Here is a 12751-nt window from a genome sequence, read left to right as displayed (position 1 = left end):
AGACGGGCCACCGAACGACAGTGCTGAGACTGTCGGGATCAGCGCTTGCTGTACTGCGGAGCCTTGCGGGCCTTCTTGAGACCGGCCTTCTTGCGCTCGATCACGCGCGCGTCGCGGGTCAGCAGACCGGCCTTCTTCAGCGTCGGACGGTTGGCCTCGACGTCGATCTCGTTGAGGCAGCGGGCCACGCCCAGACGCAGCGCACCGGCCTGACCGGTGATGCCACCGCCGTGGATGCGGGCGATGACGTCGAAGCGGCCGTCGAGCTGCAGCGCGGCGAACGGCTCGTTCACGACCTGCTGGTGCAGCTTGTTCGGGAAGTAGGAGTCGAGGTCGCGGCCGTTGATCGTCCACTGGCCCGTGCCGGGCACGATGCGGACGCGGGCCACGGCCTCCTTGCGGCGGCCGGTGGCCGCGGCGGGGGCGATGGTCGCCGGACGGGACGGGGTGTCCGCGCCGGGAACGGTCTCGGACGTGTAGGCCACGCCCTGCTCGTCGGTCTCGAAGGTCTCCTCGACCTCGGTGGTGGTGTCAGCCACGATGATGTCCTCTGCTAGCTCAGGTAGGTAGGTCGTCGGAGGGATTACTGCGAGATCTGCGTGATCTCGAAGGGGACGGCCTTCTGAGCCGCGTGCGGGTGGTTCGGGCCGGAGTAGACCTTGAGCTTCTTGATCATCTGACGACCGAGCTTGTTCTTGGGGAGCATGCCCCACACGGCCTTCTCGATCGCCTTGCGCGCGTCCTTCTCCAGGATCTGACCGATCGGCGTCGCCGTCAGACCACCGGGGTAGCCCGAGTGACGGTAGGCGAGCTTGGTGGTCTTCTTGCTGCCCGACAGGGCGACCTTCTCCGCGTTGACGATGATCACGAAGTCGCCGGTGTCGGCGTTCGGCGCGAAGATCGGCTTGTGCTTGCCGCGGAGCAGGTTCGCGGTGGCGACCGCGAGCCGGCCCAGGACGATGTCCTCGGCGTCGATGACATGCCACTCCCGGGTGATGTCACCGGGCTTGGGCGCGTAGGTACGCATGGCGCAACCTCTTCGTTCGTAGGAACCGTGCGGGAGTGCCCGCCCGGTGGTGTGCTGCGAGATCTGACGAACACGGCCCGGCTCAGGATCGTCCGGGACTGCCCCGCTCGGGTGACCCCGGCGCGAAGCGGCAGATGACGCAATCGCCAAGACTACGGCTGGCGCACGGCGGGAGCAAAACGACCGCACGCGCGATGTCGACCGCTCACGCTACTGGCCAGTAGCGGGCCGGGCGTACCGCGCCTCCCCCATCCGGTCTAGGGTCGGTCGCGTGACTGAAACCCTCACCGTCCGCGACAACCGCACCGGACAGGAGTACGAGGTCCCGATCGTCGACGGCGCCATCAAGGCCGCCGACCTCGGCAAGATCCGCGAGGGCGACGACGCCCCCGGACTCGCCGTCTACGACCCCGGCTTCACCAACACCGCCTCCTGCCGCTCCGCCGTCACCTACATCGACGGCGACAAGGGAATCCTGGAGTACCGGGGCTACCCGATCGAGCAGCTCGCCGAGAAGTCGAACTTCCTCGAGGTCGCCTACCTCCTGGTGCACGGCGAACTCCCCACCAAGGAGCAGTACGACTCCTGGGTGCACGAGATCACGTATCACACCTTCGTGCACGAGAACATCAAGGAGTTCATGCAGGGCTTCCGCTACGACGCGCACCCGATGGGGATGCTGATGGCGTCGGTGGGAGCCCTGTCCACGTTCTACCCCGACGCCGGCGAGATCGGCGACGCCGAGAACCGGCACATGCAGATCGTCCGCATGATCGCCAAGATGCCGACACTGGGCGCCTGGTCGTTCCGCCACGCGCAGGGCAAGCCGTTCGTCTACCCCGACAACGACCTCGGCTACACCGCCAACTTCATGTCGATGCTGTTCAAGATGAGCGAGCAGAAGTACGTCGCCGACGAGCGCCTGGTCAAGGCCCTCGACGTCCTGTTCATCCTGCATGCCGACCACGAGCAGAACTGTTCGGCCAACGCGGTCCGCTCCGTGGGCTCCTCCCAGGTCGACCCGTACTCGGCCGTCGCCGCCGGCGTCGGTGCCCTCTACGGACCGCTGCACGGCGGCGCCAACGAGGCCGTGCTGCGGATGCTCAAGCGGATCGGCAGCAAGGACAAGATCCCGGCGTTCATCGAGGGCGTGAAGAACGGCGACGAGCGCCTGATGGGCTTCGGTCACCGCGTCTACAAGAACTACGACCCGCGCGCCAAGATCATCAAGAAGGCCTGCGACGACGTGTTCGAGGTGACGGGTGTGAACCCGCTGCTGGAGATCGCGCAGGAGCTGGAGAAGATCGCGCTCGAGGACGAGTACTTCGTCAAGCGCAAGCTCTACCCGAACGTCGACTTCTACTCGGGCCTGATCTACGAGGCCTTCCAGTTCCCGCCGGAGATGTTCACCGTGCTCTTCGCCATCGGCCGTACGCCGGGTTGGCTGGCGCAGTGGAACGAGCTGGTGCAGGACAAGGAGCAGAAGATCGCGCGCCCCAAGCAGATCTACATCGGCGCCCGGGGCCTCGACTTCACGCCCGCTTCGGAGCGCTGGAGCTGAGCCGAGCGCTTCTTCGCCGGCTGCCAGCCGGGTCTCAGGCTGATCACAGCCACGGTGGGGATGGTCGAGGCCATGAACGATCAGCCCTCGCACCCGACGCCGAACGACCCCGGCGGCTACCGTGACTTCGCCGACATCCCGCCCAACCCCTACCAGTACCCGCCGCCGTCGTGGCCCGCGGCCACGCAGACCCTGCAGTCCGCCGTTCCCCAGCGGTCAGCCCAGCGTGGTCGGGCGGGCTTCGCCGCCGCCGTCCTGGCTGGTGCCCTGGTGGTGGGCGGCGGCGCGGGAATCGGAAGTGCGGCCGCCTACTCCGCGCTGCAGGGCAACAGCGGCAGCGCGCAGACGTCGTCCGGCTCGGCGACCAGCAGTCCCGTCGTCAGCCTGCCGGACGCCGACGCCCCGCAAGGATCGGTCGAGCAGGTCGCCGCGGCGGTGCTGCCCTCGGTGGTGAAGCTGGACGTCGCGGGGGCCCAGGAGCGCGGGTCCGGCTCGGGCATCATCCTCAACTCCGACGGGCTGATCCTGACCAACAACCACGTCGCGTCGGTCGCCGGCGACGGCGGCCGCATCGTCGTCTCGTTCAGCGACGGCTCCCATGCCGCGGCCTCGATCGTCGGTGTCGACCCGCTGACCGACACCGCGCTGGTGCAGGCCGAGGACGTCTCGGGGCTGACGCCGGCCACGATCGGCGACTCCGGCAAGGTCGACGTCGGCGAGGACGTCGTGGCGATCGGGTCGCCGTTCGGGTTGGACGCGACCGTCACCGCCGGCATCGTCAGTGCGCTGAACCGCCCGGTCGACGTCGGCTCCGACAGCGAGGGCAACGCGACGGTGTACCCGGCCATCCAGACCGACGCCGCGATCAATCCCGGCAACAGCGGCGGCCCGCTGGTCGACCTCAACGGCCACGTGATCGGCATCAACTCCTCCATCCAGTCCACCGGCAGCAGCACCGGCGGGGAGGCTGGATCGATCGGCCTGGGCTTCGCGATCCCGATCAACGAGGTGCTGCCGGTCATCGAGCAGATGAAGAACGGCGAGACGCCGACCCACGCCCGCCTGGGCATCTCGGTGGGCAACGTGGCGAGCGACCCCACCGGGGCGCTGGTCACCGACGGCGCCCAGGTTCAGGAGATCGGCAACGGATCGGCCGCCGGCGAGGCGGGCTTGAAGGCGGGCGATGTGATCACCAAGATCGACGACACCATCATCACCGGGTCGGACTCGCTGATCGCGACCGTGCGGTCCTACCGGCCCGGCGACGAGGTCCGCGTCACCTACGAGCGCGACGGCCAGGAGCGCACGACGTCCCTCACGCTCGACTCCGACGCCGACACCACCAACGGCTGACCCGTCTGCACCCGCGGCCCGGTCAGCGCAGGGCGTCGAGGCGGGCGAGGTCCTCGACGTCGAGGAAGGGCGCGATCCCGTCGCGGTCGTCGTCGTCGGCGTGGACGACGGCGGCCGCCAGCGCCCGGTCGTCGACGATGCGAACGAACTCCGCCAGCACCCCGTACTCCTGACGGGCGATCAGCTCGCGGGCGACCTCACCCACCCGCTCGGCCGGGATCGAGCGGACGACGGGCGTCGCGCGCGCCGGGTCGAGCGCGATCGCCACCTCGACCAGGTAGTCGAGCCCGATGCGGCGTACGAGCTCGGCCGCCTTGGCAGGCTCGAGCAGCTCGGAGACACGGGCGGCCAGCATGGGCGGCAGGAACTTCTCGGCGAGCTTGGCGGCGGCGGGCACCGGGATCGCGCCCGAGAGCTGCGCGACGCCGGCGAACCGGCGCTGCCCACCTGCGAACAGCGAGGTCGCGATCTGGTCGTGCAGGACGCGCAGGTCGGCGCTCGCGACGTCGTCGAGCCCCTCGATCTCCTCGGCCCGCAGGTGCAGGAGACGGGCGATGCGGGCGATCTGGGCCTGCTGCGTCGCGCTGCTCATCCCCGCGCCTCCGTCATCGCGGGCCTAGGCACCGAGGGCCTTCTTCACGATGCCGCGCAGCGGCAGGGGCACGCCTGAGATCGCCTGCCGCTCGGCCTCGGCGACCAGTTCCGCCTGGCGCGCCTTGCCGACCCGGATCTGGTCGGCCAGGCGTGCGCGGACGTCGTCCGGCAGCGTCTGGATGCCGGGCGGCGGATCTGTGCGCAGGACGGCGGTCAACGGGTCGTCGCCGACCCCGCGGGAGGGCTCTGCCACCGGTCGCCTCAGCAGGCGAAGGTGGCGACGACGTGCACGTCGGTCTCGGTGCCGAGTGGCGAGACGAAGTCGGCGTCGATGGTCGCGCCCGAACCGTCGTCGGCGATGTCCAGGCCGTCGGCATCGATGCTGGTGCCGTAGGACTGGTCGGTGCCGACGAGCAGGATCGCGCTGGCATCGAAGCCGTTGCCCTCGGCGTACAGCGTCAGCACGGCGCCACCGTCGGCGCTCTGGTAGGTCGCGAGCGGGGCGACGTCGGACTCCGACGTCGACACGACGCCGTCGCCCTGCCAGTCGGCCGCGACCTCGCCGGTCACCTCGACCTGGGCGTCGCACGCATCGCCCTGCATGAGCGGCACCGGAGCCTCGTCGCCGGCACCGTCGCCCGAGTCTCCCGAGCCGGCGTCCTCGTCCGACTGCCCGGCGCTGGTGTCCGCGCCGGAAGACGTGTCCTTCTGGTCGTCATCGCCGCCGCAGGCGGTCAGCATCAGCGCCAGGGCCAGGGAGCTGGCCGCGGCGATTGCACGCGTCGTCTTCACGCCGCAACGATCCCACGCGAGAGCGTCGGCGTCTGCACGACCCGCGAATCCGAGGAGGACGGGTCAGCTCTCGCTGAGTGCGGCGACCAGCGTCTCCTGGAGGTAGCCGACCCACTCGTAGATGTCGTGGGCCTGGGCACGGGGGTCGTCGTCGGGGAGGCCGTACCAGTACTCCTCGTCGCCCTCCTCGATCTCCAACCGGACGGCGAGCGCGAGGCGGACGTCGGTGAAGGAGCGCATCCAGGTCTCGGCGGCGGTCTCGTCCAGCTCCAGATCGATCATCAGACCCTCGTCGACCTGGGGTGGCAGGCCGGCCTCCTCGAGGCTGTCGATCACCAGGCTCGCGGCCGCGGCCTTGCCGTCGCGCAGCGCACCCTCGGTGAATCGCCGGAACTCCGAGGCCGCCTCCTCGTCGTCGCGGTAGGCGGTCGGGAAGAGCCGCGCCAGCACCGGGTCGTCCGGCTCGGTGGTCGGCCCGTCGAAGTCGAACAGCGCCTCCAGCGGGTCGACGTCCTCGCGTGGGACGGCGGCCTCGTTGCGCAGGAGCTCGACGAGCTGACCGACCAGCGAGCGCAGCAGGTCGGCCTCGAAACCGGTGAACGTGGCGATGATGCGGCCGCTGCGACGGTGGCGGGCGAAGGCGCTCACCCCGGTCACTCGGCTTTCTGCAACGTGGCCCACAGGCCGTACTCGTGCATGGCCTGGACGTCGCGCTCCATCGCCTCGCGGGTGCCGGTGCTCACGACGGACCGGCCGTCCTCGTGCACCTCCATCATCAGCTTCTCCGCCTTGGTCTGGTCGTACCCGAAGTGCTTGCGGAAGACGTAGGTGACGTAGGACATCAGGTTCACCGGGTCGTTCCACACCACCGTCACCCAGGGGGTGGAGAGGACCGTGAGCGCGTCGTCCTCGGGGGTCGTGGCGAGTCCCGGATCGACCTCGACGGGGCTGGCGGCGGTCACCGCTCCATGGTGGCACACTCGCGCCCATGACCTCCGACCTCGACGTCCGCCTCACCGACGGCGCGCTGTGGCTCACGATGAACCGACCCGAGGTGTTCAACGCACTGAGCGGCGAGATGTGCGTCGAGATGACCGAGCGGATCCGTGCCGCGGGCACCGACGACGACGTCCGCGTCGTGGTGCTGACCGGCAGCGGTGCGGCGTTCTCCACCGGCGCCGACATCTCCGGCGAGAACGCGATCGACCGGTTCGACGTCCGGGCGATGGACGCGGCCAACGGGCTCATCCGGGCGATCGTGGAGTGCCCGCGGCCGGTACTGGCAGCGGTCAACGGCGTCGCCGCCGGGGTGGGGGCATCGGCGGCACTGGCGGCCGACATCATCGTGGCGACCGAGTCGGCCTCCTTCCTCCTCGCCTTCGCCCGCATCGGCTTCATGCCCGACGGGGGCACCTCGACCACGGTGGCGGCGGCGATCGGGCGGGCGCGGGCGATGCGGATGGCCCTGCTGGCCGAGCCGCTCGGCGCGCGGGAGGCCCACGACTGCGGCCTGATCACCCATGTCGCGCCGGACACCGAGTACGCCGACCTGGCCGCCACGTTGGTGCGCCGCCTCGCGGCGGGGGCGCCGTTGGCCCAGACCGCCACCAAGCGCACGATCAACGCAGCCACGCTCACCGGACTCGAGGACGCCCTCGAACGCGAGCGCAGCGGGCAGACGCTGCTGATGCGCACCGCGGACGCACGGGAAGGCATGAACGCGTTCAACGAGCGTCGCAAGCCGGTCTTCCGCGGGGAGTGAGCCCATGACAGGGCCGTCACGGCACGACGGAGCGGTGCCGACGACCGCGAGCGGAGCGCTGAGCTGATGGCGCGAGGCCAGGCGTTCGCGCCGCTGCGTTCGCGCACCTTCCGGTTCTACTTCGCCTCGCGCGTCGTCAACAACCTGGGCAACACGATGGCGGGGGTCGCGCTCGCGTTCGCGGTGCTGCACGTGACCGACGACGACCCGCGCGCGCTCGGCTACGTGCTCGCCGCCCACACCGTGCCCATGGTGGTGTTCCTGCTCTGGGGCGGGGTGATCGCCGATCGGTTCCCGCGCAATGTCGTCCTGCAGGTCTCCAACCTGGCCTCGGCGGTGCTGCAGGGCGCGATCGCGGCGCTCGTGATCACCGACAGCGCCTCGCTCTCCGCGCTCGTCCTGCTCAGCCTCGGCCACGGGACGGCGTCCGGTCTCGGGATGCCGGCCATGGCCGGGATGCTGCCGCAGGTCGTCGACCGGGCCGATCTCCAGCAGGCCAACGCCCTGCTGTCACTGGCTCGCTCGGGACTCACGATCCTCGGCCCCACGCTGAGTGCGCTGCTGGTGGTCGCCGTCGGACCGGGGTGGACCCTCGCCTTCGACGCGCTGACCTGGCTGGCCTCCTCGGTGCTGTTGGGCTTCGTCCGACTGCCGGCGCGCGACCGCGCCGAAGCCGCACCCAGCACCTTGTCGGAGCTCGCGGCCGGGTGGAGCTACGTGCGCTCGACCCAGTGGCTGTGGGCGGTGGTGCTCGGCTTCGGTTTCCTCAATGCGATCCACTCCGGCGCCTGGTTCGCCCTCGGGCCGGCGCGGGCGAAGGAGACGATCGGCGAGCAGGGCTGGGGGCTGGTGCTCTCCGCCGAGGCGATCGGGCTGCTGATCATGACGTTGGTCCTGCTGCGTGTGCCGCTGCAGCGACCCCTGCTGTGGGGCATGCTCGGCATCAGTCTGCTGGGCGTGCCGATCGCGCTCCTGGGCGCCTACCCTCATCTGGGCCTGTTGCTGGCGGCCGCATTCGTCGCCGGTGCCGGCACGGAGGTCTTCGGGATGGCGTGGAACCTCGCCATGGCCGAGAACGTGCCCGAGGACATGCTCTCGAGGGCGTACTCCTACGACATGCTCGGCTCGTTCGTGGCGATGCCGGTGGGCCAGCTGGTGTTCGGGGCGCTCGCCGCAGGGCTCGGCTTCGCCGAGGTGATGACGACGGCCGGCGTCGCCTACGTGCTCATCGCGCTCGCCGTGCTCGCATCCCCTCAGGTGCGACGCCTGCCGCGCGTCGTCGCGGCTCCCGAGCGCACCGGCTGATCGGCGCTCTCCGGCGACGTCGGCAGATCACCCGCACCACTTCTCCACCACCGCGCGGACGACGGTCAGGTTGCGGTTGGTCGCGACCCCCAGTCTCTTCTCGACCGTGGCGTTGGTGAGGGGCGCCTGGTGGTAGTTCTCGCCGACCAGGAGATGCGCGGCGCGACCACTCACCCGGGCCAGCGCCCCCGGACGCGAACACTCCTCCATCTCCCGCACCAGCGCCGCCTCGGGCTCGTCCTTGAGCAGCGAGACGTAGTGCTGCACGCCCCAGCTCACGTGATCGGTCTCGGCCGCGAGCCGCTCGGCGGCCGGGGCGACGTCGCGCAGCTCGGCGGTGCTGAACACGATCGTCGGGACCTCGAAGCCGGTGGCGTCGCGGTAGCTCTGCTCCAGAGCCGTCTCGATCCTGGCCCGTGAGCGCATCGTCGTCTCGATCCGGACGTTGCCGGTGTTGATGTAGGTGGCGACGCCGGCGAACCCCGCCGCCTCGGTGGCGGAGACGATGGCGTCCTTGGGGAACTTGCGCTTCGCGCCGAGGTTGATCGCCCGCAGGAACGCGACGTAGACGGCCATGGTCGGCATCATCGCCTACGCGGCGACCCGACCGCCGGGAGAGCGCCGACCTCTCAGAGCCCGAGCTGCCGCCGGATCGACTCGGCCGCGCGGCGCTCGGCGAGCGTGGCGGCGGACTGCCGCTCGGCGTTCGAGGGTGCGCGGCGAACCTCGCGCTCGGCGTCGGCCGTGGCGAGCTCGCGCGCTCGGGCTCGAGCGAGCCTCCGGGCCAGGGTGGCCGCCTCGCGACGGGCCTGACTGAGTGCGACGGAGGCCGCGGCGTCGACCGCGTGGGTCTTGGCGCAGTTCAGGGCCAGGAGGCGGGTCACCGCGACGCAGGTGACCCGCGCCGTCCGGGCGGCCACAGCGCTCCGGGTGACGGCCACGCGCCGCTCGATGCTCGCCACGACGACGACGGGCGCGGTGCCCCGCCCGACGTAGCGCCGTCCGTCGACGGTGACGGCGAGCCTGCGGGAGACGGTGCCGGCCTGGCGGGTCCGGACGACCTTGCTGACCGCGGTCATCGTCACGTCCGCCGAACGGCGTACCTGCGCCCGATGGGTGGCTCGTTGCAGCGGTCGCGTGCTGTAGACGAAGCGCCACACGACGTCGTCCCGGCCGGGCTGGCTCAGCGAGACCTGGTAGAGACCCGACTCGAAGGGCCGTCGGGCGATGACGACGACGGCGTTGTCCCCGGCCAGCGTCTTGCGGCCGTTGGCACCGTGCACCGGATCGGTGGAGTAGTAGGTCGAGGCCGTGATGACGCAGAGGTCCGCCGATGCGGAGGAGACCACGCGGCCGTCGGGATCGGTCAGTCGGGCGACGAGGTTGGTCGACGGCGCCTGCGGCAGCAGCGCGATCATCGGCAGCGACGGCGAGGAGTAGTCGGCGCGCGGACTGGCGCGCGTGCACGTCTCGATCGGGTTGGGGCGCTCGCCGTCGAAGGTGCGCAGGTCCGTCACCGACTCGTGGCCCGGGAAGAGGATCGGCTTGCGGATCGGGACGTCGGAGTCCAGGCCGCTGATGATGTCGAGACCGGCGTTGCCGCTGGCGCTGTCGCGGGCGAAGGCGACCGAGCGCAGGCCCGGGCGGAGCATGCCGATCGCGTGGAACGGCGCGGCCATCCACTGGTCGATGGCGTTCGGTCCGTCGGAGGTCCCGTAGGCGATGTTGCTGCGGCTGCCGGCCTTGGCGCCGGCGGCGGAGTACCACGGGCTCGATGGGTTCTCGGAGTGGCCGCTGGCGAAGGCGCCGGAGCGGAGACGGTCCGGCGTCTTGGCCAGGTAGGTCAGGTGCTGGGCGAGACCGCTGACCCCGCCGGCGTCCGCACGGACCGGTGGCAGTCCCGAGGAGGTCCGAACCTCGTTGAGCCGCTCGAGCCACGCCGGCTCCGCGACGGCACGGGCGGCCGGAGGCGATCCTCCCGAGTCGGACGTGGGGGGGCCGCACCCCCGCGGGGGGGGGGGGGCGGGGGGCGGGGGGGCGGCGGCGAGCAGGAGTGCGATCGCCACCGTGGTGACCACTCCTCCTGCGCTCCGTCGCATGACCTCGAGTTCGGCGCGCCGATGCGTCACTGAAGCCATGCGCGCGCCGAACCACCCCAGCTGACTAGAGCAAATGTCCAGACGGCCCACCGGCCAGGATGATCGCCGCGAAGCGCCCGCCACCCGACACTGGTCGCATGGGCGACACCATCTCCACCGAAGACCCCGACCATGTCGACTGGATCGTCGTCGGATCCGGCTTCGGAGGCAGTGTCAGCGCGCTCCGACTGGCCGAGAAGGGCTACCGGGTCGTGGTCGTGGAGCAGGGCAGGCGATGGGCCGACGGCGACTTCGCCCGGACGTCGTGGCAACTGCGGCGCTTCCTGTGGGCACCCCGCATGGGGCTGCGGGGCATCGTGCGGATGACGACGCTGCAGCACCTCAGCATCGTGAGCGGGGTCGGAGTCGGCGGCGGCTCGCTGGCCTACGCCAACGTGCTCTACCGGCCCGACGACGTCGCCTTCGCCGATCCGGCCTGGCCCGCGGGCGTCGACTGGGCGCGCGAGCTCGCGCCGCACTACGACGAGGCCGAGCGGATGCTGGGGGTGGCGGCCTACGACCCCGCCGACCCGGCGAATCCGGTCGACCCCGCGGCCGGCGCCCTGGCCGATGCCGGCCGCGACCTGGGGGCGGAGGCGATGACGCCGGCCCGGATCGGGGTGTTCCTCGGCACCCCCGGCCGCACCGTCCCCGACCCGTACTTCGGGGGCCACGGACCCGAGCGCACGGGCTGCACACGGTGCGGCGACTGCCTGCTCGGATGTCGCGTCGGCGCGAAGAACACCTTGGTGAAGAACTACCTGTGGTGGGCCGAGCGGCGCGGCGTCCGGGTGCTCGCCGAGCACGAGGTCGTCGACGTCGCTCCGCGCACGCCGGGCTCCGACGGCACCGCGGGGTACCGCGTCACGCTGCGGACCGGGCGCGCGCGGCGGGTTCGTCGCGAGCTGACCTGCGACGGCGTCGTGGTCGCCGGCGGCGTCCTGGGCACCGTCGAGTTGCTGCACCGCCTGCGCGCCGGCGCGCTGCCGGGCCTGTCCCCCCGCATCGGCGACCAGGTGCGCACCAACGGCGAACACGTGCCCGCGCTGCTGATGCCGCGCGGCGGATCCCCGGTCGGGTCGCGACCGAGCATCACCTCCAGCATCCACCTGGACTCGTCCGAGGGTCGCGGCCACGTCGAGACCCTCGTGTACGGCCGGCACGCCACCGTGTTCGGCGCCGGCCTGACCGTCATGGCGCCGCAGGGTCCGACCGGGCGCACCCGCCGCGGATGGGCACGCACGGTGCTGCGCCATCCTCTGCGCGCGCTCAGGGTGGCGGTGCCGTTCGGGGCGGCAGCCCGCCAGGTCGTGGTGCTGCACATGCGCACCGGCGGCGGTGCACTCCGCCTCCGCCTCGGACGGCGCGGGCTGGTCAGCGAGCAGAGCCGCACCGACCCGGTGCCCACCTCGTCCGTGCTCGCCGACGACGTGACGACCCGCATGGCCGCAGCCGTCGGTGGGATCGCCGAGACGCCCGTCCTGGAGGCGCTCCGCGGAATCGGTACGACCGCCCATCCCCTCGGCGGGGCCGTGGTCGCGGTCGGACCAGACGACGGCGTCGTCGACCCCGAGCACCGCGCGTTCGGCTACCGCAACCTGCTGGTGTGCGACGGCTCCGTGGTGCCGGCGAATCTCGGCACGAACCCCTCCCTCACGATCGCGGCGATGACCGAGCGCGCGATGAGCAGGGTGCCGCCCCGGTCGGGGCCGTGAGGCGGCAGGGTCGGCTCGACGCGATACCGGGCGCCGCTCAGCCGGCCGGGAAGATCATGCAGGACGACGTCGCGTGCGCGACCCGCTTGCCTGCGGCGTCGAGGATCTCCCCCTCGGCGAGGGCGGTACGGCGTCCGCGGTGGATCACGCGTCCGGTCGCGGTGAGACGGCCCGAGGCGACGGTGACCGGACGGAGGAACTTCACGGTGAGGTCCAAGGAGGTGTAGCCCTCCCCCGCCGCGAGCGTGGAGTGCACCGAGCAGGCAGCCACGGTGTCGAGCAGCGTGGAGATGACGCCGCCGTGCACCGAGCCGATCGGGTTGTAGTGGCGCGGAGCGGGATCGAGCGAGACCGACACCGAGCCCTCCTCCGCGATGAAGTCGACCATCCCGATCGTCTCCGAGATCGGCGCAGGCGGGATGCGACCCTCGATCATCGCCCGCAGCAGCTCCAGGCCGGTCGCGGTCGAGACGTCGAAGGCCTCCTGAGTCTCATTCATGGATC

General features: G+C 71.2%; 15 protein-coding genes. 5 read left to right on the top strand and 10 right to left on the bottom strand.

What is annotated here, in order from left to right; genetic code table 11:
• Positions 1 to 38: 38 nt before the first annotated feature.
• Both rpsI and rplM read right to left on the bottom strand, forming a co-directional pair.
• Complete coding sequence (gene rpsI, locus KSO97_RS07930) at positions 39 to 539, bottom strand: 30S ribosomal protein S9 (RefSeq protein ID WP_232677670.1); 501 nt, start codon at positions 537 to 539, stop codon at positions 39 to 41.
• 44 nt (positions 540 to 583) lie between these two features.
• Entirely contained in the window at positions 584 to 1027 is a 444-nt protein-coding gene (gene rplM, locus KSO97_RS07925) for a 50S ribosomal protein L13 (RefSeq protein WP_232677668.1), read from the bottom strand.
• Between the two features lie 271 nt (positions 1028 to 1298).
• Between rplM and KSO97_RS07920 the strand changes: the two genes are divergently transcribed.
• Together KSO97_RS07920 and KSO97_RS07915 are read left to right on the top strand one after the other, a co-directional pair.
• Positions 1299 to 2588: a citrate synthase gene (locus KSO97_RS07920; RefSeq protein WP_232677666.1), complete on the top strand. Its 1290-nt coding sequence runs from the start codon at positions 1299 to 1301 to the stop codon at positions 2586 to 2588.
• Positions 2589 to 2660: 72 nt separating this feature from the next.
• Positions 2661 to 3941: a S1C family serine protease gene (locus KSO97_RS07915; protein ID WP_232677663.1), complete on the top strand. Its 1281-nt coding sequence runs from the start codon at positions 2661 to 2663 to the stop codon at positions 3939 to 3941.
• A gap of 22 nt (positions 3942 to 3963) precedes the next feature.
• On the opposite strand, the gene KSO97_RS07910 is transcribed toward KSO97_RS07915, so the two are convergent.
• The 5 genes from KSO97_RS07910 to clpS form a co-directional block, all read right to left on the bottom strand.
• The gene (locus KSO97_RS07910; protein WP_232677661.1) at positions 3964 to 4533 is read right to left on the bottom strand and encodes a hypothetical protein; all 570 of its coding nucleotides are present in this window, start codon (positions 4531 to 4533) and stop codon (positions 3964 to 3966) included.
• A gap of 24 nt (positions 4534 to 4557) precedes the next feature.
• Positions 4558 to 4788 (bottom strand): hypothetical protein, encoded by a 231-nt coding sequence (locus KSO97_RS07905; RefSeq protein WP_232677659.1) that lies wholly within the window; start codon positions 4786 to 4788, stop codon positions 4558 to 4560.
• A gap of 8 nt (positions 4789 to 4796) precedes the next feature.
• Positions 4797 to 5327, bottom strand: coding sequence for a hypothetical protein (locus tag KSO97_RS07900; protein ID WP_232677657.1), 531 nt, complete (start codon positions 5325 to 5327; stop codon positions 4797 to 4799).
• 63 nt (positions 5328 to 5390) lie between these two features.
• Entirely contained in the window at positions 5391 to 5984 is a 594-nt protein-coding gene (locus KSO97_RS07895) for a DUF2017 domain-containing protein (RefSeq protein ID WP_232677656.1), read from the bottom strand.
• Complete coding sequence (clpS, locus tag KSO97_RS07890; RefSeq protein WP_232677654.1) at positions 5981 to 6289, bottom strand: ATP-dependent Clp protease adapter ClpS; 309 nt, start codon at positions 6287 to 6289, stop codon at positions 5981 to 5983. The genes KSO97_RS07895 and clpS overlap by 4 nt, the downstream gene beginning before the upstream one ends.
• A gap of 26 nt (positions 6290 to 6315) precedes the next feature.
• Between clpS and KSO97_RS07885 the strand changes: the two genes are divergently transcribed.
• Both KSO97_RS07885 and KSO97_RS07880 read left to right on the top strand, forming a co-directional pair.
• Positions 6316 to 7089, top strand: a complete 774-nt coding sequence (locus tag KSO97_RS07885) for an enoyl-CoA hydratase-related protein (protein WP_232677652.1) — start codon at positions 6316 to 6318, stop codon at positions 7087 to 7089.
• Positions 7090 to 7155: 66 nt separating this feature from the next.
• Positions 7156 to 8394 carry an MFS transporter gene (locus KSO97_RS07880; protein WP_232677651.1) on the top strand — a complete coding sequence of 413 codons (1239 nt, stop codon included), beginning with the start codon at positions 7156 to 7158 and terminating at the stop codon, positions 8392 to 8394.
• A 27-nt stretch (positions 8395 to 8421) separates the two neighbouring features.
• On the opposite strand, the gene KSO97_RS07875 is transcribed toward KSO97_RS07880, so the two are convergent.
• On the bottom strand, positions 8422 to 8970 hold the full coding sequence (locus KSO97_RS07875) for a DUF1697 domain-containing protein (protein WP_232677646.1): 549 nt from the start codon (positions 8968 to 8970) through the stop codon (positions 8422 to 8424).
• A 53-nt stretch (positions 8971 to 9023) separates the two neighbouring features.
• Positions 9024 to 10460, bottom strand: a complete 1437-nt coding sequence (locus KSO97_RS07870) for a CAP domain-containing protein (protein ID WP_232677645.1) — start codon at positions 10458 to 10460, stop codon at positions 9024 to 9026.
• A 170-nt stretch (positions 10461 to 10630) separates the two neighbouring features.
• On the opposite strand from KSO97_RS07870, the gene KSO97_RS07865 reads away from it, so the two are divergent.
• Positions 10631 to 12247 (top strand): GMC oxidoreductase, encoded by a 1617-nt coding sequence (locus KSO97_RS07865; RefSeq protein ID WP_232677644.1) that lies wholly within the window; start codon positions 10631 to 10633, stop codon positions 12245 to 12247.
• A 37-nt stretch (positions 12248 to 12284) separates the two neighbouring features.
• Here the strand turns inward: KSO97_RS07865 and KSO97_RS07860 are convergent, their stop codons facing one another.
• On the bottom strand, positions 12285 to 12746 hold the full coding sequence (locus tag KSO97_RS07860) for a PaaI family thioesterase (RefSeq protein ID WP_232677643.1): 462 nt from the start codon (positions 12744 to 12746) through the stop codon (positions 12285 to 12287).
• Positions 12747 to 12751: the final 5 nt, after the last annotated feature.

It is taken from the genome of Nocardioides sp. R-C-SC26 (assembly GCF_021246465.1).
In the GTDB taxonomy this organism is placed as follows: domain Bacteria; phylum Actinomycetota; class Actinomycetes; order Propionibacteriales; family Nocardioidaceae; genus Nocardioides.
This window is presented reverse-complemented; position numbering and strand designations above follow the sequence as displayed.

Coding starts and splice junctions, on each gene's coding strand:
- rplM (WP_232677668.1), bottom strand. CDS start 1,027: ATGCGTACCTACGCGCCCAAGCCCGGTGACATCACCCGGGAGTGGCAT.
- KSO97_RS07915 (WP_232677663.1), top strand. CDS start 2,661: ATGAACGATCAGCCCTCGCACCCGACGCCGAACGACCCCGGCGGCTAC.
- KSO97_RS07910 (WP_232677661.1), bottom strand. CDS start 4,533: ATGAGCAGCGCGACGCAGCAGGCCCAGATCGCCCGCATCGCCCGTCTC.
- KSO97_RS07885 (WP_232677652.1), top strand. CDS start 6,316: ATGACCTCCGACCTCGACGTCCGCCTCACCGACGGCGCGCTGTGGCTC.
- KSO97_RS07880 (WP_232677651.1), top strand. CDS start 7,156: ATGGCGCGAGGCCAGGCGTTCGCGCCGCTGCGTTCGCGCACCTTCCGG.
- KSO97_RS07875 (WP_232677646.1), bottom strand. CDS start 8,970: ATGGCCGTCTACGTCGCGTTCCTGCGGGCGATCAACCTCGGCGCGAAG.
- KSO97_RS07865 (WP_232677644.1), top strand. CDS start 10,631: ATGGGCGACACCATCTCCACCGAAGACCCCGACCATGTCGACTGGATC.
- KSO97_RS07860 (WP_232677643.1), bottom strand. CDS start 12,746: ATGAATGAGACTCAGGAGGCCTTCGACGTCTCGACCGCGACCGGCCTG.